This is a genomic window from Shewanella saliphila, from assembly GCF_014648295.1.
Lineage (GTDB): Bacteria > Pseudomonadota > Gammaproteobacteria > Enterobacterales > Shewanellaceae > Shewanella > Shewanella saliphila.
Genome location: NZ_BMQV01000006.1, coordinates 74,216 through 94,535 on the forward strand (window position 1 = coordinate 74,216; position 20,320 = coordinate 94,535).

Here is a 20,320-nt window from a genome sequence, read left to right on the forward strand (position 1 = left end):
AAATTTAAAGGGTTTAAATCAATTATAAACTCAGTATAATCAACGGGTCTCTCTATAGCTCAACAGGATAGAGCAGCCGCCTCCTAAGCGGCCGATCGGGGTTCGAGTCCCTGTGGGGAGACCATAACACCTATTTTTATCTTTAACCTTCCTTAAAAAAAAAACTTAATAAAATCGTCTAAAATTTCGCCGCCTGTGAAAGCCACTTTTTTGGAATATTTTTAAGCATTCTTCAAAAGTCCGCTTTTTGATAGTTTGAACTCAATCATGGATATTTAAGTGTATTTTCAATAGTTTTATTTGAAAAATACAACATAAAGTTATGGTATAAGTTAGTGTCCGGGTCGAATTAACAAGAACATTTTTATAGAAATGTTCTTGTAACCTTATGATTAATCTTTTTGTAGAAGATCACCAGCAAGTACAGGCTCTCCTATCTTTACATTACGAGCCAAGGTCACCCCTGGCAGTTGGTTCATGTATTTGGGCTCTAAACCACTCCCATTACGGAGAACTTTGATATCTTCTTTATTTATTACCTCTCCAATAGAGATATTTCGGCTATAAAAAATTGAACGGCGACGCAGTTTATCTTCTTCAGTCACAGAGTAATTTACTTCACCTAAGCAAGATTCAACGCTTCTTATCTGCTCAACCATTTTACTAAACTCATTGGGTTCCATAGAAAATGCAGCATCAGCACCGCCATCATTTCGATTTAAGGTAAAATGTTTCTCAATAATTCTCGCACCTAGACTTACTGCTGTTATAGGCACCAATGAACCCATAGTGTGATCTGATAATCCTATAGGCACCTTAAACCTGTGCTGCATATCAGTGATCATTCTCAGATTGGCGTCACTTAGGTTTGCAGGATATTGAGATGTACATTTAAGTAGAGCGACTTTAAAGTTACCGGCTTCATAGCAAGTGTTGAGCGCAAGTTGAATATCCGTATCGTCAGCAACACCGGTAGAGATTATAAGTGGTTTCCCTGTTCGCGCAGCCTTTTCAATTAGTGGGATATGGTTAATTTCGAAGGAGGCGATTTTGTAATAAGGAATTTTGAGTTTTTCTAAAAAATCCACTCCTTGTAGATCAAATGGACTTGAGAAAAACTCCATACCCAGCTCATGGGTAAGCTCTTGTAAAGGCTGGTGCCATTCATAAGGCAATGCAGCTTCTTGGTATAAGCTCCATAAAGTCCTGCCCTTCCATAAGCCTTTTTTGCGCTTACCAAAGTAATCATTGTCAATATCTAGACATAGAGACTCCGGTCGATATGTTTGAACCTTAACAATATCTGCACCAGAAGCTGCCATGGCCCTGATAGTGTCACAAGCTCTTGCTAAGCTGCCATTATGATTGGCTGATAATTCAGCTATGATTATGGCCTTTTTCGGAAGCCAATCAGTCATTTAAATTATCAAAATAAGCGATCAAAGCGGCAGGAGTCGTCAGTTCATCGACCTTTTCATCAGGAACTTGGTGACTTGTTAGTTGCTCAAGCTCCACAAATAAATTAAACATATCTAAACTGTCAAATCCTGCATCTTCAAAGGTGACATCTAGAGCTAGCTTTTGAAGATCTAAAGCGCCAGACTCTTCTAGTGCTTTTTTTATTACTTCTAAATTGACCATGATGGCCTCCTAATTATCTATGAATTAATGCGCTTGCCCAGGAAAATCCTACACCAAACCCACTTAGCACAATATTTTTCCAATCACTATTCATCGCGTGTTTTTCTATAAGGAGAGGAATAGAGGATGAAACGGTATTCCCAGTATCTTTAAGATCTTTAATAAAGTAGTTCTTGTCAGTAAAGCGGCGTGCAATGGTATCCACTATTGCAGCGCTTCCTTGATGGATAAGAAAAGCATCTATATCTACCTCAGACATGTCGCAAACTGCTAATAGCTCTTTAATATGTCTAGGTATATTTACTGAGGCAAAGTTGAATACCTGTCGACCATTCATCGATAAAATGCCTTCTTTTACTTGCAAACTTTCAGCGCCATTACCATCAGTTCCAAATAGTACTGAGCCAAGTTTGAAGACTGGATCATGACCAATCCAGCTGGCTGTGGCGGCATCTCCAAATAACATGGAAGTAACCCTATCAGCGGGGTCAATGACTTTTGAATAAGGGTCAGCTGTCACTAATAGTGCTTGCTTAAGCCCCGCAGCTTGTAACAGTCCCTTGATAATATAAAGACCGTAAACATAGCCCGAACAACCTAAAGATACGTCAAATGCGGCAATTGTTTTCGGCAGTCCTGCTTTTTTTTGTACTATTGCAGCTGTGTGTGGAATATTTTCACCATCGCCATTTTGAGTCACTATGATGAGTGCATCAATGTTCTCTTTTTCTAAACTAGGTTGTTGTTTGGCTAGTTGCTCAATGGCTTCGACACATAGATCAGAACAATCTTGATGTGGATTTTTTCGCGGTAATACCAACGCGCCTAGTTTAGATTCAACAAACTCTGCTGATTCGCCAAAATGACGACCTTGTTCTAAATTATCAATTGAAGTGGAAGGAATGTAACTTGCTACTGCTTTTATACCTATTTCCATTACTTCCCCTCCACGATAAACCTAATTTGCCCTATGAATATACCATCAAGCCAAACTTCAGAAACTGAAAACTGGCCATGCAACATTGACTGAAGCCTAATTTCCGCTTTTTCATACTCTATCGGTAAATTCCTAGTAAGGTTTAGTTGACCAAATAGCCACTTCCCCTTGTTTGGTTTTGCTATCTGATTATGCATTTTCTTAGTTAAGGCAACGAGAACTTCAATACAGGTATAGTTTCCTGTGGGTTTATGCATGCTTATTGTCGCTGGAGATAAAGTCGTTTGAGCAACGGTTACTAGTTTATCTTCATCAAACTCATAGCGTCGTTCAACTACGGAATTTCCCTCAACCCACCAAAATGGAATGGTCGTGCTATCTATTAAATTGAATTTTCCTGTAGCGACTATTGTTCCTGTATTTGGCTTTTGACTCTTTAATTCGCATTGGCGTTTAGCAAGTTTTCTAAAGCTAAGCTGACTAATTCTAGTTCCCTGCGGCAAATTTTGTTTGGCATACTCTACAGTGAACAAATAAAAATCTGTTCCATGTAAATAATTACGATTACCTTTAAATTCGAACATTTTGCCACCTTTTATTTAGCTGACTCGGCGTGCGGGGTTCCCCAACCAAGTAGTACCTTCTGCAGCATCTTTTAACAATGCTGAACCTGCTCCAATCACTGAAAATGCACCAAGAGTTAACCCATCTCGCACAACTGAGTTTGCAGCAACGTGAACCCCTTCCAACACACAACTATACCCACATAGACAAACATTCGGGCCTATGTCTACATAATCAGATACTTGCACATCGTGACCTATATTCGCTCCGGCTCTAACTAAAACATTTTGGCCTATAGTCACCTGAGGTTGAATAGACACATTTGAGCAGATCACGCTGCCCGTGCCAATTTGAGAGTCGAAACCTATCATCGCACTAGGGTGAATTAAGGTTGCCATTCGGCTCGGGGGAATAGCCAAAGATTTTAATAAATCAGCTCTTTGACGCATTTTTCCTACGCTTAAAAGTGCAAATACAAAAAGGATATCTTCATCTAATTCTCGCCATTGCTTAGGCTTTCCTAGCACCGGCCAGTGGAAGAGTAATTCGCCTTGGCTATGACTGTCGTTAAGAAAACCTTCAAGTTCTATCTCGTTGCCAGCGCGTTGCATATCCATAATGATTTGAGCCAATACTGCGCCATTTCCTGCACCACCTATAATGACCACTCGCTTTTTACTCATATTCTTCTTATTCCTGATTAAGAACAACTTACTTAATTATCTCTGCCACCCAAGCGCTTTTCTTGTTCCACCCCAACATCACTTTTTTGGCACACTCTGACATTAAAAGCAGCTTATTAGGTTCATTTAATAGAGACAACATAGTCGATTCTAGTTGTTGATCTAATGCATCAGTTACTTTACCTAAATTTATGATTGCATTTAATTTAGCTAATTGTTCATTAGGTACAGATTGATTGTCCGCAATCGTCCAACAAAGGGCAGGCAAAGCTGCAGCGCAGCGCTCCCAGGACATTCCTCCACCGGCGCCTATCGCTAAGTCGGCCTGCTCCATAAGATGCGATATTCTCGAGGATTGAACCTCGAGAGTCAGATAATTTGAATGTTGTCGGCATAATGTTTTAAGCCGTTCAATATAGGGATAGGAAGCCCCAACAACAACATCGACTCTATCTAATCGATTACGAAGTGATTTTTGTGTTAGTACTTCGCAAACTTGACCCGTAACATCATCCTTATCAACACCACCGAAACACACAAACACCTTTTTTAGTTGTGTTCTTATTCGCGGATTAATTCCAGCAAACTCTTCTCTAAGGGGTATGTTCCAAGGCCCTAAAAATACGTTTCCATCTCCACAAGTTGGTTCGCGTTCATTCAACGTGGGATCGATGAGTATTTGGCAATCATGAGGCCTATCTCTGAGCCCATCAATAACAACCAGGCTAGATTGTGTCTCAGAGACAAGCTTTTGTTCCCAAGCAGCACCTAAAGAGAAGTGATCGATAATTATCCAGTCAGGGTTAATACCTGCTCGCTTTAGTTCGCGTAAAGTTTCTACAGCATCTTGCTCTTCAGTACACCCTAACCAATTGCTATGTGGATAATCGCCATGAGTTTGAGTGTATCTCTTTGGTTCAGGCAGCATTAATACGGTAAATTCTTCCAATGCCTTTGGTTGGTGACCATGATGGTATCGGCAACAGAAACTGACATTCACACCTGTTTTACTAAGTAATTTAGCAATGGTTAGGCAGCGCATTATATGACCACTACCTATATGATGTCCGCTATCAGTGCGGATTAAAACTTGTTTCACATTCTTCCCGCAACAAATATACGTTCAGCAAAGACCCAATCTTCTTCAGTATCAATATCTTGAACCTGATAACGAGGGACTATATAGGGTGTTGCATGACTCGAATACATTATATCCCCTCGTAAAAAAGCCTCAGCTTTACCCCAATAGAACTGCCCAGCATCATGATAAGCAGCGATGAGATCTTGTGAACGACTTTGTAAGTGCTCTGGACTAAACATTTCCACCTGACCAGAATCATCCATAAAAAGTGCTCTTTGAATTGGCGAAGGGAAACTGGTTACGGTGAAACAGAAATCGCTACCAACATCGAGTAATTGCGCAAAACTTTGTCTTATTGCTTCAGCGGTTACAAATGGGGCTGTTGCATAAAGACAACATGCATAATCCACTTCGCCTAAATTATCATTTACCCAGTTGATAGTATGATTGACCACCACACGAGTTGTTGCCACATCACTAGATAGCTCTGTTGGTCTTACAAATGGGGTTTCTGCACCATAACTTCTCGCTATTTCTGCAATTTCTTGGCAGTCAGTTGACACAATGACATGATCGAATAATTCAGACTCGATAGCAGCCTCAATAGACCTTGCAATAATAGGCTTGTCGCAAAAAGGGCGAATGTTTTTTCTGGGGATACGCTTACTGCCACCGCGAGCTGGAATGATTGCTATTTTCAACGGACTAACTCCTTAAGAGTGTCACAAATAAAATCTTGTTCTTCTGTCGTTAAATCAGGGAATAAAGGTAATGTGAGACAAGATTGATAGTAAGTTTCAGCTGCTGGGAAATTGCCTTTCTTAAAACCTAACGCTTGATAATAAGGCTGTAAATGAATTGGAATATAATGCACATGCACGCCGATCCCAGCGTCTCTCATTGCTTCAAAAATACGTTTTCTATTGCAGTGTTCGGGTAATTTCACAATCAATAAATGATAAGCACTCAAGCTATTATTCAGTGGCAAAATAACTTCTATCTCTGTCTCATTAAAGTGTTTTTGGTAACCGCTGGCAAGGAGGTTTCGCCTATTAACAAAAGAACTCAACTGATTAAGCTGACTACTCCCTAAAGCGGCTTGTAAATCAGTCATACGATAATTAAAGCCCAATGAGTGCTGTTCATAAAACCAAGCACCTTCATCAGTTTGATATAAATCGACAGGTTTTTTGGTTATGCCATGACTACATGTCATCCTCATAGATTTAGCGAATTGAGGGTTATTGGTTGTAGCAACGCCGCCTTCGGCTGTGGTAATAATCTTAACAGGATGAAAGCTAAAAATAGTGATGTCACTGAATTGGCAACTACCAATAGGAAAATTTAGATATTTTCCTCCTATTGCGTGTGCTGCATCTTCAATTACCTTAATACCATAGTGTTTAGCAAGTTGAGATATCTGTTTCATCTCACAGCTGTGTCCAGCCATGTGTACCGCAATTATTACTTTCGGTAAAGAATCATTTTTGGATGCTTTAGCAAGTTTTTCTTCCAGCGCTTTAGGGCACATGTTTGCGGTTAGTGGATCAATATCAACAAAATCAATTTTTGCCCCACAATATAAAGCACAATTAGCTGAGGCCACAAAAGAAATAGGACTGGTCCATACTGTACTTTGCTTTGTGACTCCAAGTGCTAGGCAGGCGACATGCAACAAAGAGGTTGCGCTATTAGCTGCAATGGCGAACTTAGATTGGGTTAGTTGCGCAATATTACTTTCAAATCGCGGGACTTGAGGGCCTTGTGTTAAAAAATCAGATTTAAGCACAGAAGTTACTGCTTCAATATCAGCTGTTGAAATGGATTGACGCCCATATGGAATCATGATTAAGCCTCATCCAGCTTACGAATTTGCCCAGTAGTTAAAAAGTTAGGATTGTTACCTGAATGATATTCAAAACCTTGTTCAACTAGCTTGCCTACCTCTCCTAAGTTATTGGTTGAGTAATCATTTTCTTTGCCAAAAAAAGTAATGCTTGGCGTGATGACAAAGTGATCATCAAACTCAATAGTATGGTGTGAATCATCTCCCGGACACATGATTTCATGCATTTTTTCACCTGGACGAATTCCAACAATCTCATGCTTTAAACCTGGTGCGTAAGCCTCTGCAAGATCTGTAATGCGAACAGATGGAATTTTCGGCACAAAAATCTCTCCTCCCTGCATTCGAGAAAAGTTTTTGAGAACAAAATCCACCCCGTCTTGTAGGGTAATCCAAAAGCGAGTCATATCAGGATGTGTAATCGGTAAGGAATCTGTATCATTTGCGATTAATGACTTGAAGAATGGCACTACAGAGCCTCTAGAACCAACGACATTTCCGTAACGTACTATAGAGAACCGAGTGTCTCCTGCACCAACAATATTATTACCAGCAACAAATAATTTGTCAGATGCCAACTTTGTCGCACCATATAAATTAATTGGATTTGCGGCTTTATCTGTAGACAGGGCGATAACTCTTTTTACTTTATTAGCTATTGCCGCTTTAATAACATTTTCGGCACCATGTATATTGGTCTTGATACATTCCATCGGGTTATACTCTGCAGCAGGTACTTGCTTAATTGCCGCAGCATGTATCACATAGTCAACATCGTTAAACGCCTGCATTATGCGATCGCTATCTCGAACATCACCAAGAAAATATCGCATGCAAGGTGCATTGTAAATTTGTTGCATTTCATACTGTTTGAGTTCGTCTCTCGATAGAATTATCAACCGCTTAGGGTTGTATCGTTCTAAAATGGTCTTAGTATATTTTTGACCAAATGAGCCAGTGCCGCCTGTTATTAGAATCGATTTATTGTCAAACATGTACTCTCCAAATTGTTACCTTAGCAAGCCTTACTTTGTTTTTTCGTTATGAAGCAAGCCAATGACAACGTTTCTGTTAACACCATAAGCTGATTAAGCAGTTTTTATACCATAAGTTATTTCGTCGTAACTATTTCGAGGTTATCTTCTTGTATGATAGTGAGCTATAGCAGGCAAAATCATATAAACATTCATTATTTTAGTAACTTAATTTGAATTGTCTAACTTTATTAACTGATACCGCGTCAAAAGTGAACTATTTTTATCCATTCAAATCAATGTCACAGATTAATTTTTAAATGGGATGAGTGTTCTTGCTGCTTGATAGTCAAAAATTTGAACAATTTATAACTAAGATGCTTTTAAAATGGATTTTACATTTGGCATAACTAATAGTCTTTGACATTAAAAACCTTAATGTAGTTGAATATTCTTTCCTCTAGCTTCTCTCTGGTTAATCACTACACTATCACTAGCGGCATTACGGTCGTAGGACCTAGGCTAAATAATCAGTACTGCTACCTGCTAAATGAGTGTTGTTAGGGACTGAAAAGTGTCTTGCTTACCCTTTGTTTTATAGATGTAAGGTACACGCCGGATCATTAAAACCTTATCACTTCGCTTAATCAGTGTGTCATTTGTAGATAACTTATCTGTTATCAAAATTTTATTTGTTATCAGTCAAACCGTATAATGCAGTCAAATAAATGATATATCTCAACAATGAGGCTTTTGTGGAACATAGTTACATTTCATTCGAAAAGTATAAGCGTAAGTGGATTTTTAACCATAAAGATTTGCCTGTGTCAGATGATGACAAGGTATTGATTAAGCCGTTGGCTGATAAAAGTGCCATGGAAGTCTGGAATAAGTGGATAAGCAATAAAAGCAGCCGTGCTGAACAATTTGCTAAAGGTGATTGGCCAGCAAAGCAAGATGCCTGGAGTGCAACCGAACACTGGCAGTCGGCGTGGGATTCAAATGATAACGCCTTGCCAGAAGCGATTGTTGAGCATATTCAATGGCCAGATGATGCGGTCGTTTATTTTTGCTATGAAAAATACCAAGTGATTGAAACTCGTTGGGACGTATTTGTACGTAACTGGAAGTGCTTTTTGTTTTTTGATGATGGTCCAATTTTAATGGCACCTAAACACAAACAAGCACTGATGTTTGAGCAAAACGGCCAATATAAATTGGGTATGCGTGGCTAACAGATTTTTGCTGCTTGGCGCCTTTATGGCGCAGTTTCCTCCCACCTAACGCATAAAATACATAACGATAACGAGAATATATGAAACTTAATCAATTAATTGGGTTGGTTTTTGCCATGATGTTGCCGGTTGTTACACAGGCAAAAGTGGTTGCTGATGTCGATGTTGCTGAGCAAGCGACGTTTGCAGAACAAGCTTTAGTCCTTAATGGTGCAGGTGTGCGCAGTAAGTTTTTTATGGACTTATATGTCGGCAGTTTATATTTGCCAACAGCAGCAGATCAGTTAGACAGCGTGCTTGAACAACCTATTGCAGTGATTCAGTTAACCATTACGTCTGGGATGATCACCTCAGATAAAATGCGTAATGCGATAGAAGAGGGCTTTGACGCGGCAACAGATAACAATACTGGTTCGATTAAAACGGATATTCAACACTTTACCCAATTATTTGCCGATGAAATTGTTGAGGGCGATCAATTTACTTTTGTGACTCAAAAAGGCAAGGGCGTGACCAGTATTAAAAATGATCAGGTTCAGGGCGAAATTACTGGAGAAGCTTTCCGTCAGGCGTTATTAAAGATTTGGTTAGGTGATAACCCAGCACAAAAAAGCTTAAAACAGGATATGTTAGCGCAGTAAATCAACTGCTAGGTGCTAGGGCGGACTGCGTCCTGCTAGGTTCTAGCAGCGAAGCGTCTCTAGCAGCGAAGTGTTCTAGCAGCGCTCTAGCCGCGAAGCATTCTAGGCTGTAAAATCATTACCTAAAGTTGATATTGTTGAGGTTTTACCTTTGTCATTATAGGTAAGGCTGGTGGCATTTCGGCTCACTTGCAGTGCTTGAGACAAGCGGTTGATGGTCGCGATATTGTGTTCAATGAGGTTGGCGTTTTGCGCGTTGATGTCTTTGCACTCGGCTAATATTGCTTTAGCAGATGCCACTTTTTCGGCCAATTCTGGCTGCGTGGTTAGCTTGTCATGCTCAGGGTGTGCTGCGAGCTTTTCATCAGTGACTTTGAGCAAACTCATGCGTTGCATTTTTTCTTTGGCAAGTTGCAGCAATTTGTCTGCATCTTGTTTTAGCAATGCACTTTTTTCGTCACTGATAAGTTGTTTTAGTTGAGTCAGCGTTTGATGCTGAGCATCAAGAAGCACAGTTAAATCGGTCATATATTACTCTTTTATTTTCGTGAACAACACTTTCCTATGATGCAATTATGCACCTAAGAATTCGTTGAAAATACCATAAAGAGTAACGAGTGACTGCTACTCTTTATCGAATGATAAGCCGCTTAATTCAGCTTCAAAACTGGCAATGTTTGCTGCCAGCTTTTCTGGGTCAACTTTGTAGCGACCTTCTGAAATAGCTTGTTTAATCTCATCAACCTTTTTTTGATCTACTTCTGGCAATGCTGCCATTTTAGTTTGAGCACCTTGCAACTGTTGAGCTTGCGAAGTGATGCTAACAGAATCGCCTTTAACCGGTGCTGCAGACTTTTGCGATGCAGCGGTATCTGTTTGCGAAGTAGACTGCGTGTCACGTGCGGTGCGCATCTGTGTATTGGTCGCAGTATTGTGCTTAATATCAATTGCCATGTGAGGCTCCAGCGTAATGAATCAGGTTTTCCTTACAGGCTATCGGCGCTCTAGGAAAAAACTTTAATCTATTTTACATTCTTACTTCAACTTCGCCAACGGCAATTACTATCGCTTCTAATTGTTTGTTACTTTGACTGTTTTTTACACGGATTGATTCACCAACATTACCGTCACGTAACGCCTCACCTAAGGTTTTTATTTGTATGCTTTCGGTTTTTGCATAAATTGAAATCATGTCGCCTTTACACACAAAGCACAGGTTATTGCCAATAAGCGGCGAATCCTTAGCGACTCTGCGCTTAACCCGCGAACCAATAAGCTCTTTTACATCAGAAAAAAACTGACCCTTTAAACTGTATTGATCAACATACTCAATACTTAAATGTTGATAATCAATAATCTCATCCGGTGACAATAGCTCTGTCGCCACCACCACAGGGTATTGAATATTGACTCGTACAGATAAATACATTTGCCACGGATAATCGTAATCGGGTGTTTCACAGCCTATTTTGACGGTGTTATTTCGACTTATCTCCCTGTCGCTGGCTAATTCGACTGAAATAGGCGGATAGCAGCGTGGCGGAGTGAGGCGACCTTCGAGATTTTGAGGGGTAATGTCGACCTTAGCATTTGAGTCTACATCCATTTTTTTCTCAACGGTCTCTTTAGCTAACTGATAAATGGTCGATAATGAGGGAGCAACAGCTTCTTCGCGGGCAAATGCCGGCAAAGAAAGCGAGAGCGAGCACAAAAAACACAAAAAAAATACTTTCATAATGAAGATACTAGCTAGTTTTGCCAGAATACACCTATACTTTGAAAAACCATAAATACGCAAATCATATTGGCGTATTGAAATGACAAAAAACGGGACGGTATAAGGGCTATTCATCAGTGTTACCCTCCGTCAATAAAGTACCGCAATGTCTTGTTAAGTAATTTAAAGCAAGTTGTATGCCTATTTTGATTGAGTTAGCGGATTGGTATTGACGTCCTGGCTGTGCATACAATGATTAACACGTGTTAGTTGCCAGTAAAATGTGTTACTAACGAAGTATCAATTATAATGAACCGCGATAATAAGCTAGGGTTTACTATAATTTTAATAACAAATTTTATCCTTAGGGTGACAGTTAACTACAAGGCCGCGATATGTCGAGCATTTTAGAATCAGTAAATAAACGTACCCAGCTTGTTGGGCAAAACAGATTAGAGTTACTGCTATTTAGACTTAATGGCCGTCAACGCTTTGGCATTAACGTGTTTAAAGTAAAAGAAGTGTTGCAGTGCCCGCCATTAACAACCTTACCTAGGCTAAACCCATTTGTTAAAGGGGTTGCTCACATTCGTGGTGCGACTATTTCTGTGATTGATTTAAGTGCAGCAACAGGCGGTCGTCCGTTAACCTCTACCGAAAATTGCTTTATCATTATTTCTGAATATAACCGAAGCGTACAAGGCTTTTTGGTGAGTTCTGTAGAGCGAATTATCAACATGAATTGGTCGGCGATTATGCCGCCACCTCAGGGCGCGGGTCGTTATTCATACTTAACCGCAGTGACTGAAATTGAAGGCGAGTTAGTTGAGATTTTAGATGTTGAGAAAATTCTTGATGAGATTTCTCCTGTAAAAACGGCCATCAGTAAAGAAGTCAATGAAACACTGACTATCGACAGAGAGCAGCATTATCATATTATGGTTATCGACGACTCAGCTGTTGCGCGTAAACAGATTATTCGATCGTTAGAATCATTGAACTTACAAATTGATACCGCCAAAGATGGTAAAGAAGCGTTAGATAAGCTTAAGAGTATTGCTAGCGAAATGGATGACGTGTCGCACGAGATCCCGTTAATTATTTCTGATATCGAAATGCCAGAAATGGACGGTTATACCTTAACCGCTGAAATCCGTGACGATCCTAAATTAAAAAATATCAAAGTGGTACTGCACACATCACTCAGTGGTGTATTTAACCAGGCAATGGTTCAAAAAGTAGGCGCCAACGATTTTATCGCTAAATTCAATCCAGATGAATTAGCGGCAGCGGTAAATAAACATTTGAGTTTATAATGACAATAGTTTGAGTTGTTAAGCGTATAAAAGCTTACTTATTTTAGGATGATAATGTGACAGATAAATCACTTGCTGAAGCAGAGTACAATCAATTTAGGCTGTTTTTAGAACAGCATAGCGGTATTGTGTTAGGCGAGAATAAACAATATTTAGTACGTAGTCGTTTGGCTCCTTTGATGGGTAAGCATAACTTACCGTCTTTATCAGAGGTGGTTAAAAAGTCGATGAAGCCGACTGAGCGTCAATTACGTGCCGAAGTTATTGATGCGATGACCACCAATGAGACTTTATGGTTTCGCGACCGTTATCCTTTTGAGTTATTACACAACACACTATTACCTGAATACAGCAAGCTCGGCCGACCATTAAAGATTTGGTCTGCTGCCTGTTCATCAGGGCAAGAGCCTTATTCGTTGGCCATGACGGTTTTAGAGTATCAACAACGTAAGCCTGGCGCATTAGGTGGCGGGGCATCGATTCAAGCTACCGATTTATCACCATCGATGCTCGAACGCTGTAAAAATGCGGAATACGACAGCTTAGCGTTAGCGCGTGGTTTGTCTGATGAGCGCAAGCGTCAGTTTTTTGATGCTTTACCGTCAGGCAACATGAAAGTAAAAGATAATGTGAAGCGTTTAGTTAATTTTAGAGCGCACAATCTCCTTGAAAGTTATAGCTTATTAGGTAAATACGACATTATTTTTTGCCGCAATGTATTGATTTACTTTGCCCCAGAGGCAAAAGCAAAAATTTTGCGGCAATTTGCTGCCGCGCTTAACCCTAAAGGGATTTTATTTTTAGGTGCGTCAGAATCTATTGCCGGTTTAACCGAAGAATTTAACATGGTCCGTTGTAATCCTGGGATTTATTATCAGAAAAAAGTTTAGCTAAATTAATACTTTATAATTTATACCATGCCGGCGTTCGTCGGCATGTTCGTTTTTAATATCGTTTGCTCTAATATTTTGATTGTTGGCATAACCTTTGCTTTAATTCTAATCAGTTAGCTGACGGAGGCAATTTTATGGCGATTAATTTCGATAATGCATTAGGTGTTCACCAATATTCTTTGGGCGTGCGTGCGCAAAGAGCAGAAGTGATTTCAAGTAATATCGCCAATGCCAATACTCCTCACTATAAAGCGCGAGACGTCGACTTTGCATCAGCTATGCAAGCTGCCACGTCGCAGCAAAAAGGCTTAAGTATGAGCCAAACCACAGAAAAACACTTTGATTTAACGTCATTAACGCAGCAGCACGTGCAATATCGCGTGCCTAATCAAGCTGACACGGGCGATGGCAACACAGTTGATACGCAAAAAGAACAGACTGCATTTATGCAAAATGCACTCGAATATCAAATGTCACTGGGTTTTCTTGAAAGTAAATTTAGTGGCATGCGTAAAGCATTGCGAGGTGATTAATTATGAGTTTATACAATATTTTTAATGTTTCTGGTTCAGGCATGTCAGCGCAATCTGTCAGGCTTAACACTACCGCCAGTAACATCGCCAATGCTGACTCTGTTTCGAGTAGCGTCGATAAAACCTATCGTGCACGACATCCTGTATTTGAAGCTGAAATGGCCAAAGCCAGCAGCCAACAAAATCAATCGCCAGGGGTGTCAGTAAAAGGGATTGTTGAAAGCGACAAACCGCTAGTAAAAGAATATTCGCCAAGCCATCCACTGGCTGATGGTGACGGGTTTATTTATAAGCCAAACGTTAATGTGATGGAAGAAATGGCAGACATGATTTCTGCTTCGCGCTCTTACCAGATGAATGTGCAAGTAGCAGATGCGACAAAATCCATGCTGCAACAAACATTGAATATGGGTAAATAGTTTGATTTTTCTAGGAGGCAGCTATGAGCCTAATTAATTCTTACAGTCAGTCTTTACCGCAAGCATCCAGTAGTGCCACTAATACCAGTGCGGTGACAAAAAGTTCGGTGCAAAGCACTACGACCACAACAACAGGTAACTCGTTCCTGGATTCAATTCGGTTACCTGAAGAAAGCGCGACGCCTGAAGCTAATGATCAAATGCTAAATCAGGAAGATTTTTTCGCATTGCTCAGTCAACAGTTATCCATGCAAGACCCGTTTGAACCTGTCGATAACGATCAAATGATTGCCCAAATGGCATCGTTTTCAACCGTAGATGGTATCTCTAATCTTAACGATGAGATTTTAAACCTTAATACGGTAATGAGTTCAAGCCAGGCGTTACAAGCATCGGGCTTAGTGGGTCGCAAAGTACTTGTTCCATCTGACACCGGGGCCATTTCAGCTGAAAGCCCAAGTATTAACGGCGTTATCAGTACCCCATCGGCGATGGACACCATTACAGTTAGCGTTGAAGACCAATCGGGTCAGGTGATTAAAACCTTTAGTGTCGACGGCAGTGACGGCGGTAACGTCGATGTGTCGTGGGACGGTTTAGACAAAAATGGTGCCCCCGTTGAAGAAGGCTTGTATTCAATTAAAGCCAGCGGAAAAGTGGACGGGGAAGCACAAGAATTAGCGGTATCTACTTATGCTCATGTTAGCAGTGTGTCATTAGGCACTACAGCTACAGGGGCTATTTTGAATTTGCGCGGTGTCGGCGGTATTAAGTTAACTGACGTACTTGCCGTATCTGAAACTTAACAATATTTACTGAATGCTGAACCAGCCTGTAGATTTTGAATTAAACATTTGAGGTGAATTATGTCATTTAACATTGCTCTGAGTGGTATCTCTGCCGCGCAAAAAGACTTAAATACAACAGCAAACAACATTGCTAACGTCAACACTGTCGGCTTTAAAGAGTCACGTGCGGAGTTTGCCGACGTGTATGCCAACTCGATTTTTTCTAACAGCAAAACCGCTGTCGGCGGAGGGGTAACAACCACTCAAGTTGCACAGCAATTTCACCAAGGTAGTTTGCAATTTACCAGTAACTCATTGGATATGGCCATCAGCGGCGGTGGTTTTTTTGTTACCTCATCAGGTGTGGGTACTCAAGATTTATCTTACACGCGCGCCGGTGCATTTAAAGTCGATTCAGACAACTACATGGTTGATGCTGAAGGCAACTTTTTACAGGGCTTCCCTGTAGATGACGACGGTAACTCAACTTCAGTGAGTTTAACCACCACCCAGCCAATCCAGATTCCAGATACAGCAGGTAGTCCGGTTAAAACTGGGGTTGTTGAAATGCAAATGAACCTTAATGTGGGTGAAGAGGCGTTAGATCCAGCTTCCTTTGACCCTGATAACTCAGATACCTACAACAACTCAACCTCGGTGACCATTTATGACTCATTAGGTGAGTCACATATTATGACCACCTATTTTGTTAAGCCGACTAACGCGTCACTTACCGGTGAGAGTAATTGGGTGGCATTTTATGCGGTAGATGGTGAGCCTGTTAGCGTTGATTCCGCTGGAACATATAGCACCGATACCGATGGAGACGGTGCTGCTGATGGAACAGGTACAGCTAGCGCTACAACTTCCGCTGGTGATACCTGGAGTGGTTCAGTGCTTACATTTAATGATGTTGGTGCTTATACAGGAAGCGATCCTGATCCGATTACCACAGTGACTCTTGGTTCTACGGGGGCGGGTGTGTTAGACCCAGGCGCCGATGGTACGCAAACCATTGAAGTGAGATTTGATAGCCCAACACAATATTCTTCACCATTTGAAGTCACCGCATTAAGCCAAGATGGTATCACCGTTGGCCGTTTAACCAATGTGGGTATTGGTTCTGACGGTCTAATCACCGCCAGTTACAGTAATGGTTCAACCGTACCGTTAGCGCGTGTTGCGTTAGTGCGTTTTGCTAATGAGCAAGGACTAACTCAGGTGGGTAACACCTCTTGGCAAGCCAGTTTAGATTCAGGTGAAGCGTTAGCCGGTGAAGCAAATAGCGGTACTTTTGGTGGCATTCAGTCATCTGCACTTGAGCAATCTAACGTAGATTTAACCACCGAATTGGTTGATTTGATCTCGGCTCAGCGTAACTTCCAGGCTAACTCTCGTACCCTTGAAGTGAACAATACTCTAAACCAAACAGTATTACAGATCCGTTAATCTTTACTCACTATGTATGATTAACACACAAGGTGTTGCCGTTGTCGGCAACACCTTGCCATTTTAAGTTTTCCCCACTTATTTTACCGTCCCACTGCTGTTTTTTTGACTGTTAATCATTCCCCGTTACTATTTTTAATCTATTACATTCAGTATGTTGAATGTAACCTTCCGTTAACAATGTTCATTGGCACGATGTTTGCTTTATCTCTGCATATATTATTTTTGTAGAAAGTTTGACGGAGCAGCAAATGGACAAATTTCTTTATGTTGCCATGACTGGCGCTAAGCAAGGCATGAATGCCTTAGCGGTCAGTGCTAACAACCTTGCCAACGCCAATACTGACGGTTTTAAAGCTGACATGACGCAAGCTCGCGCTATGCAAGCGTTTGGTGAAGGTCTGCCGAGTCGTGTTTTCTCAATGATTGAAAGCCCAGGCACTAATTTTGAAAGTGGCCCCATTGTCACAACTGGCCGTAACTTAGATGTTGCTGTTAAAGGCGATGGTTGGTTAGCCGTTCAAGCGGCAGATGGCTCTGAAGCCTACACCCGTGCCGGTAGCTTAAAATTTGACAGTACAGGTTTGTTGCTTAACAGCAGTAATCGCCCCGTGATGGGAGATGCTGGGCCAATCGTATTACCGTTGCCAATTGAAAAAGTCGAAATTGCCGCCAACGGTATTATCTCTGTTAGGCCACAAGGTGCGACAGCTGAAGTGATTGAAGAAGTTGCCCGCATCAAACTGGTTAACCCAGGTAACAATCAAATGATGCGTGGTGAAGACGGGTTATTTCGTCTTATGGCCGGCGGCAATGCCCCAAACGATCCCAATGTTGAAGTTGAAAGCGGCGCCGTTGAAGGCAGTAACGTCAACTCGGTACATGAAATGGTCGCCATGATTGATATTCAGCGTCAATACGAAATGCAAGTCAAAATGATGAAGAACGCCGAAGAGATTGATCGCGCGTCGACTTCCTTGATGAGAATTAGTTAGGAGTAATAGTTATGATTCCAGCGTTATGGATAAGTAAAACCGGTGTCGATGCCCAACAAACCAACATCTCGGTTATTTCTAACAACGTGGCCAACGCCAGTACAGTTGGCTTCAAGAAAAGTCGCGCGGTGTTTGAAGATTTACTGTATCAAACCGTCAACCAAGCGGGTGGTGTCAGTGCAGACAACACCAAATTACCTAATGGCCTAAACATTGGTGCAGGTACTAAAGTGGTTGCCACCCAAAAAATGTTTACCCAGGGCAGCATGTTAACCACCGACAATTCATTAGATTTAATGATTGAAGGCTCAGGCTTTTTTGAAGTGCAAATGCCAGATGGCACCGCAGCTTACACCCGTAATGGCCAATTTAGCTTGGACGATACCGGCCAAATTGTGACCCCTGGTTCAGGTTATGTGGTGCAGCCAGCCATTACAGTGCCAGATGATGCCACCAGTATTACCGTGTCAGCCGAAGGTGAAGTGTCAGTGCAAATCCCTGGCACTGCAGAAAGCCAGGTTGTTGGCCAGTTAACCATGACCGACTTTATTAATCCGTCAGGGCTAGACCCATTAGGGCAAAACCTTTACACCGAAACCGGTGCCAGTGGTACGCCTATTCAAGGCACGGCTTCGCAAGATGGTTTAGGCGCTATTCGTCAAGGGGCACTTGAAACCTCTAACGTGAACGTGACAGAAGAGCTAGTGAACTTGATCCAAGGTCAACGTATTTACGAGATGAACTCAAAAGTGATTTCAGCGGTTGACCAAATGCTGTCTTACGTTAATCAGAACCTCTAAGGAGATATCATGATTAAATATATTACGTTAGCGTCAATGGTGTTGGTGGCGGGCTGTAGCTCAACACAAACAAAGCCGATTGCCGACGACCCATACTATGCGCCGGTATACCCAGATACGCCGCCGACGCAAGTTGCCGCTTCGGGATCTATTTTTCTTGATACTCAAGCATCAAGCTTGTACTCAGACATTCGTGCTCATCGTGTTGGCGACATCATTACGGTCACGTTAAAAGAGTCTACTCAAGCGACAAAAAGCGCTAATAATGAAATCTCTAAAGGCAGTGACCTCAATGTAGAACCGGTCTATGCCGGCGGTAAAAACGTCACCATTAATGGCATCCCACTTGATTTAGGCTATTCCGATAGCATCAACACCACCCGCGAAGCCGATGCCGACCAATCTAACAGTCTAGACGGCAGTATTTCTGCCAACGTCATGCAGGTGCTCAGTAACGGTAATTTAGTCATTCGTGGTGAAAAGTGGATTTCAATCAATAACGGTGATGAGTTTATTCGTGTTACCGGGATTGTTCGCAGTCAGGACATCAACCCAGATAACACCATCGATTCAACCCGAGTAGCCAATGCCCGTATTCAATACAGCGGCACAGGTTCATTTGCAGACTCACAAAAAGTGGGTTGGTTGAATTCGTTTTTCATGAGCGACTGGTGGCCTTTTTAAGGAGTAAGACATGAAAATCAGATTGTTGCTGTCACTTATTACCTCATTGTTAATCCTTAGCGCGCCCGTTCACGCCGAGCGTATTAAAGATATCGCCAATATACAAGGCGTAAGAAACAACCAATTAATTGGCTACGGTTTGGTGGTGGGTTTACCCGGCACCGGTGAAAAAACCCGTTATACCGAACAAACATTCAGAACCATGCTAAAAAACTTTGGCATTAATTTATCAGACTCAGTCAGACCTAACTCAAAAAACGTCGCCGTTGTCGCTGTGCATGCAGACATGCCTGCGTTTATTAAGCCGGGTCAAAACCTTGACGTTACCGTGTCGAGTTTAGGCGAAGCCAAAAGCTTACGTGGCGGAACGCTCATTCAAACTTTCTTAAAAGGGGTTGATGGCAACGTTTACGCTATTGCTCAAGGCAGCCTTGTGGTAAGTGGTTTTAGCGCCGAAGGCCTAGATGGCTCGCAAGTGATTCAAAATACCCCAACGGTAGGCCGAATCCCTAGTGGCGCCATTGTTGAGCGCAGTGTCGCTAGTCCATTTTCAAGTGGCGATCACCTCACATTTAATTTACGTCGTTCAGACTTTTCAACCGCCAAGCGTATGGCCGATGCCATTAATGACCTGTTAGGCCCTGATATGGCCCGCGCCATTGATGCCACTTCAATTCAAGTCAGTGCTCCACGTGATGTATCACAACGGGTGTCATTTTTATCAACCCTTGAAAACATCGAAGTCGAGCCAGCAGATGAGTCCGCCAAAGTCATTGTTAACTCACGTACCGGCACCATAGTGGTTGGCCAGCACGTTAAATTATTGCCTGCAGCCGTTACTCATGGCGGCTTAACCGTCACCATCGCTGAGGCCACCCAAGTGTCACAACCTAACGCATTAGCGGGTGGCGATACTGTGGTAACGACTAACAGCACTATCGATGTGTCAGAAAAAGATCGTCGTATGTTTATGTTTAATCCAGGCACCAGCCTTGATGAGCTTGTAAGAGCCGTCAACCTAGTGGGCGCCGCACCATCTGATGTACTTGCCATACTCGAAGCATTAAAAATGGCAGGCGCTTTGCATGGTGAACTTATCATCATCTAAAAATTGTCGGTATGAC

24 protein-coding genes and 1 tRNA gene are annotated in these 20,320 nt (G+C 41.7%); 13 read left to right on the plus strand and 12 right to left on the minus strand.

The features are described 5' to 3' along the window. Nucleotides 1-48: 48 nt before the first annotated feature. Nucleotides 49-124, plus strand: a tRNA-Arg gene (locus tag IEY48_RS04895). A 268-nt stretch (nucleotides 125-392) separates the two neighbouring features. On the opposite strand, the gene pseI is transcribed toward IEY48_RS04895, so the two are convergent. From pseI to pseB, 9 genes are read right to left on the minus strand one after another with little or no spacing between them, the layout of a single operon-like run. Beyond that, nucleotides 393-1,418: a pseudaminic acid synthase gene (gene pseI, locus IEY48_RS04900; protein ID WP_188917849.1), complete on the minus strand. Its 1,026-nt coding sequence runs from the start codon at nucleotides 1,416-1,418 to the stop codon at nucleotides 393-395. Continuing rightward, nucleotides 1,411-1,641 (minus strand): acyl carrier protein, encoded by a 231-nt coding sequence (locus IEY48_RS04905; protein WP_188917851.1) that lies wholly within the window; start codon nucleotides 1,639-1,641, stop codon nucleotides 1,411-1,413. Before IEY48_RS04905 ends, pseI begins: the two co-directional genes overlap by 8 nt. Nucleotides 1,642-1,654: 13 nt before the next feature. After that, on the minus strand, nucleotides 1,655-2,578 hold the full coding sequence (locus IEY48_RS04910) for a ketoacyl-ACP synthase III (protein ID WP_188917853.1): 924 nt from the start codon (nucleotides 2,576-2,578) through the stop codon (nucleotides 1,655-1,657). Beyond that, entirely contained in the window at nucleotides 2,578-3,162 is a 585-nt protein-coding gene (locus IEY48_RS04915) for a hypothetical protein (protein ID WP_188917855.1), read from the minus strand. Before IEY48_RS04915 ends, IEY48_RS04910 begins: the two co-directional genes overlap by 1 nt. A 15-nt stretch (nucleotides 3,163-3,177) precedes the next feature. Next, entirely contained in the window at nucleotides 3,178-3,825 is a 648-nt protein-coding gene (locus tag IEY48_RS04920; RefSeq protein ID WP_188917862.1) for a NeuD/PglB/VioB family sugar acetyltransferase, read from the minus strand. A 28-nt stretch (nucleotides 3,826-3,853) separates the two neighbouring features. After that, on the minus strand, nucleotides 3,854-4,924 hold the full coding sequence (gene pseG, locus IEY48_RS04925) for a UDP-2,4-diacetamido-2,4,6-trideoxy-beta-L-altropyranose hydrolase (protein ID WP_188917864.1): 1,071 nt from the start codon (nucleotides 4,922-4,924) through the stop codon (nucleotides 3,854-3,856). Beyond that, nucleotides 4,921-5,607, minus strand: a complete 687-nt coding sequence (pseF, locus tag IEY48_RS04930; protein ID WP_188917866.1) for a pseudaminic acid cytidylyltransferase — start codon at nucleotides 5,605-5,607, stop codon at nucleotides 4,921-4,923. Before pseF ends, pseG begins: the two co-directional genes overlap by 4 nt. Beyond that, the gene (gene pseC, locus IEY48_RS04935) at nucleotides 5,604-6,752 is read right to left on the minus strand and encodes a UDP-4-amino-4,6-dideoxy-N-acetyl-beta-L-altrosamine transaminase (RefSeq protein ID WP_188917868.1); all 1,149 of its coding nucleotides are present in this window, start codon (nucleotides 6,750-6,752) and stop codon (nucleotides 5,604-5,606) included. Before pseC ends, pseF begins: the two co-directional genes overlap by 4 nt. Nucleotides 6,753-6,754: 2 nt before the next feature. Then, nucleotides 6,755-7,747 carry a UDP-N-acetylglucosamine 4,6-dehydratase (inverting) gene (pseB, locus tag IEY48_RS04940; RefSeq protein WP_188917877.1) on the minus strand — a complete coding sequence of 331 codons (993 nt, stop codon included), beginning with the start codon at nucleotides 7,745-7,747 and terminating at the stop codon, nucleotides 6,755-6,757. A 734-nt stretch (nucleotides 7,748-8,481) separates the two neighbouring features. Here pseB and IEY48_RS04945 point away from each other — a divergent pair. Then, nucleotides 8,482-8,961 carry a DUF2947 domain-containing protein gene (locus IEY48_RS04945; RefSeq protein WP_188917879.1) on the plus strand — a complete coding sequence of 160 codons (480 nt, stop codon included), beginning with the start codon at nucleotides 8,482-8,484 and terminating at the stop codon, nucleotides 8,959-8,961. Nucleotides 8,962-9,041: 80 nt separating this feature from the next. Then, the gene (locus IEY48_RS04950; protein WP_188917882.1) at nucleotides 9,042-9,602 is read left to right on the plus strand and encodes a chalcone isomerase family protein; all 561 of its coding nucleotides are present in this window, start codon (nucleotides 9,042-9,044) and stop codon (nucleotides 9,600-9,602) included. 102 nt (nucleotides 9,603-9,704) lie between these two features. Here IEY48_RS04950 and IEY48_RS04955 read toward each other — a convergent pair whose 3' ends face one another. From IEY48_RS04955 to flgA, 3 genes are all read right to left on the minus strand, one after another. After that, on the minus strand, nucleotides 9,705-10,130 hold the full coding sequence (locus tag IEY48_RS04955; protein WP_188917884.1) for a flagella synthesis protein FlgN: 426 nt from the start codon (nucleotides 10,128-10,130) through the stop codon (nucleotides 9,705-9,707). Nucleotides 10,131-10,226: 96 nt separating this feature from the next. Continuing rightward, a complete protein-coding gene (gene flgM, locus IEY48_RS04960) occupies nucleotides 10,227-10,556 on the minus strand; it encodes a flagellar biosynthesis anti-sigma factor FlgM (RefSeq protein WP_188917886.1) in 330 nt (109 codons plus the stop codon). Nucleotides 10,557-10,629: 73 nt separating this feature from the next. Then, complete coding sequence (gene flgA, locus IEY48_RS04965) at nucleotides 10,630-11,337, minus strand: flagellar basal body P-ring formation chaperone FlgA (RefSeq protein ID WP_188917888.1); 708 nt, start codon at nucleotides 11,335-11,337, stop codon at nucleotides 10,630-10,632. A 377-nt stretch (nucleotides 11,338-11,714) separates the two neighbouring features. On the opposite strand from flgA, the gene IEY48_RS04970 reads away from it, so the two are divergent. The 10 genes from IEY48_RS04970 (at nucleotide 11,715) to IEY48_RS05015 (ending at nucleotide 20,304) form a co-directional block, all read left to right on the plus strand. Next, nucleotides 11,715-12,635, plus strand: coding sequence for a chemotaxis protein CheV (locus IEY48_RS04970; RefSeq protein ID WP_188917890.1), 921 nt, complete (start codon nucleotides 11,715-11,717; stop codon nucleotides 12,633-12,635). 56 nt (nucleotides 12,636-12,691) lie between these two features. Beyond that, the gene (locus IEY48_RS04975) at nucleotides 12,692-13,525 is read left to right on the plus strand and encodes a CheR family methyltransferase (protein ID WP_188917892.1); all 834 of its coding nucleotides are present in this window, start codon (nucleotides 12,692-12,694) and stop codon (nucleotides 13,523-13,525) included. 137 nt (nucleotides 13,526-13,662) lie between these two features. Next, nucleotides 13,663-14,061 (plus strand): flagellar basal body rod protein FlgB, encoded by a 399-nt coding sequence (gene flgB, locus IEY48_RS04980; protein ID WP_188917894.1) that lies wholly within the window; start codon nucleotides 13,663-13,665, stop codon nucleotides 14,059-14,061. Between the two features lie 2 nt (nucleotides 14,062-14,063). Beyond that, complete coding sequence (gene flgC / locus IEY48_RS04985; RefSeq protein ID WP_188917896.1) at nucleotides 14,064-14,480, plus strand: flagellar basal body rod protein FlgC; 417 nt, start codon at nucleotides 14,064-14,066, stop codon at nucleotides 14,478-14,480. Nucleotides 14,481-14,503: 23 nt separating this feature from the next. Continuing rightward, complete coding sequence (flgD, locus tag IEY48_RS04990; RefSeq protein ID WP_188917898.1) at nucleotides 14,504-15,286, plus strand: flagellar hook assembly protein FlgD; 783 nt, start codon at nucleotides 14,504-14,506, stop codon at nucleotides 15,284-15,286. 60 nt (nucleotides 15,287-15,346) lie between these two features. Next, a complete protein-coding gene (flgE, locus tag IEY48_RS04995) occupies nucleotides 15,347-16,717 on the plus strand; it encodes a flagellar hook protein FlgE (RefSeq protein WP_188917900.1) in 1,371 nt (456 codons plus the stop codon). A gap of 251 nt (nucleotides 16,718-16,968) precedes the next feature. Beyond that, entirely contained in the window at nucleotides 16,969-17,712 is a 744-nt protein-coding gene (gene flgF, locus IEY48_RS05000) for a flagellar basal-body rod protein FlgF (protein WP_188917902.1), read from the plus strand. A gap of 11 nt (nucleotides 17,713-17,723) precedes the next feature. Then, entirely contained in the window at nucleotides 17,724-18,512 is a 789-nt protein-coding gene (flgG, locus tag IEY48_RS05005) for a flagellar basal-body rod protein FlgG (RefSeq protein WP_188917904.1), read from the plus strand. Between the two features lie 9 nt (nucleotides 18,513-18,521). Further along, complete coding sequence (gene flgH, locus IEY48_RS05010; protein ID WP_188917906.1) at nucleotides 18,522-19,196, plus strand: flagellar basal body L-ring protein FlgH; 675 nt, start codon at nucleotides 18,522-18,524, stop codon at nucleotides 19,194-19,196. 10 nt (nucleotides 19,197-19,206) lie between these two features. Beyond that, nucleotides 19,207-20,304 carry a flagellar basal body P-ring protein FlgI gene (locus IEY48_RS05015; RefSeq protein ID WP_188917908.1) on the plus strand — a complete coding sequence of 366 codons (1,098 nt, stop codon included), beginning with the start codon at nucleotides 19,207-19,209 and terminating at the stop codon, nucleotides 20,302-20,304. Nucleotides 20,305-20,320: the final 16 nt, after the last annotated feature.

What these genes read in the sequence shown, in the direction of transcription:
- IEY48_RS04920 (WP_188917862.1), bottom strand. Translation starts at nt 3,825, where the DNA reads ATGAGTAAAAAGCGAGTGGTCATTATAGGTGGTGCAGGAAATGGCGCA.
- flgD (WP_188917898.1), top strand. Translation starts at nt 14,504, where the DNA reads ATGAGCCTAATTAATTCTTACAGTCAGTCTTTACCGCAAGCATCCAGT.
- pseI (WP_188917849.1), bottom strand. Translation starts at nt 1,418, where the DNA reads ATGACTGATTGGCTTCCGAAAAAGGCCATAATCATAGCTGAATTATCA.
- IEY48_RS04905 (WP_188917851.1), bottom strand. Translation starts at nt 1,641, where the DNA reads ATGGTCAATTTAGAAGTAATAAAAAAAGCACTAGAAGAGTCTGGCGCT.
- flgM (WP_188917886.1), bottom strand. Translation starts at nt 10,556, where the DNA reads ATGGCAATTGATATTAAGCACAATACTGCGACCAATACACAGATGCGC.
- IEY48_RS04955 (WP_188917884.1), bottom strand. Translation starts at nt 10,130, where the DNA reads ATGACCGATTTAACTGTGCTTCTTGATGCTCAGCATCAAACGCTGACT.
- flgA (WP_188917888.1), bottom strand. Translation starts at nt 11,337, where the DNA reads ATGAAAGTATTTTTTTTGTGTTTTTTGTGCTCGCTCTCGCTTTCTTTG.
- flgE (WP_188917900.1), top strand. Translation starts at nt 15,347, where the DNA reads ATGTCATTTAACATTGCTCTGAGTGGTATCTCTGCCGCGCAAAAAGAC.
- flgC (WP_188917896.1), top strand. Translation starts at nt 14,064, where the DNA reads ATGAGTTTATACAATATTTTTAATGTTTCTGGTTCAGGCATGTCAGCG.
- flgG (WP_188917904.1), top strand. Translation starts at nt 17,724, where the DNA reads ATGATTCCAGCGTTATGGATAAGTAAAACCGGTGTCGATGCCCAACAA.
- pseC (WP_188917868.1), bottom strand. Translation starts at nt 6,752, where the DNA reads ATGATTCCATATGGGCGTCAATCCATTTCAACAGCTGATATTGAAGCA.
- IEY48_RS04910 (WP_188917853.1), bottom strand. Translation starts at nt 2,578, where the DNA reads ATGGAAATAGGTATAAAAGCAGTAGCAAGTTACATTCCTTCCACTTCA.
- IEY48_RS04915 (WP_188917855.1), bottom strand. Translation starts at nt 3,162, where the DNA reads ATGTTCGAATTTAAAGGTAATCGTAATTATTTACATGGAACAGATTTT.
- flgH (WP_188917906.1), top strand. Translation starts at nt 18,522, where the DNA reads ATGATTAAATATATTACGTTAGCGTCAATGGTGTTGGTGGCGGGCTGT.
- pseB (WP_188917877.1), bottom strand. Translation starts at nt 7,747, where the DNA reads ATGTTTGACAATAAATCGATTCTAATAACAGGCGGCACTGGCTCATTT.
- IEY48_RS04950 (WP_188917882.1), top strand. Translation starts at nt 9,042, where the DNA reads ATGAAACTTAATCAATTAATTGGGTTGGTTTTTGCCATGATGTTGCCG.
- flgB (WP_188917894.1), top strand. Translation starts at nt 13,663, where the DNA reads ATGGCGATTAATTTCGATAATGCATTAGGTGTTCACCAATATTCTTTG.
- flgF (WP_188917902.1), top strand. Translation starts at nt 16,969, where the DNA reads ATGGACAAATTTCTTTATGTTGCCATGACTGGCGCTAAGCAAGGCATG.
- IEY48_RS04970 (WP_188917890.1), top strand. Translation starts at nt 11,715, where the DNA reads ATGTCGAGCATTTTAGAATCAGTAAATAAACGTACCCAGCTTGTTGGG.
- IEY48_RS05015 (WP_188917908.1), top strand. Translation starts at nt 19,207, where the DNA reads ATGAAAATCAGATTGTTGCTGTCACTTATTACCTCATTGTTAATCCTT.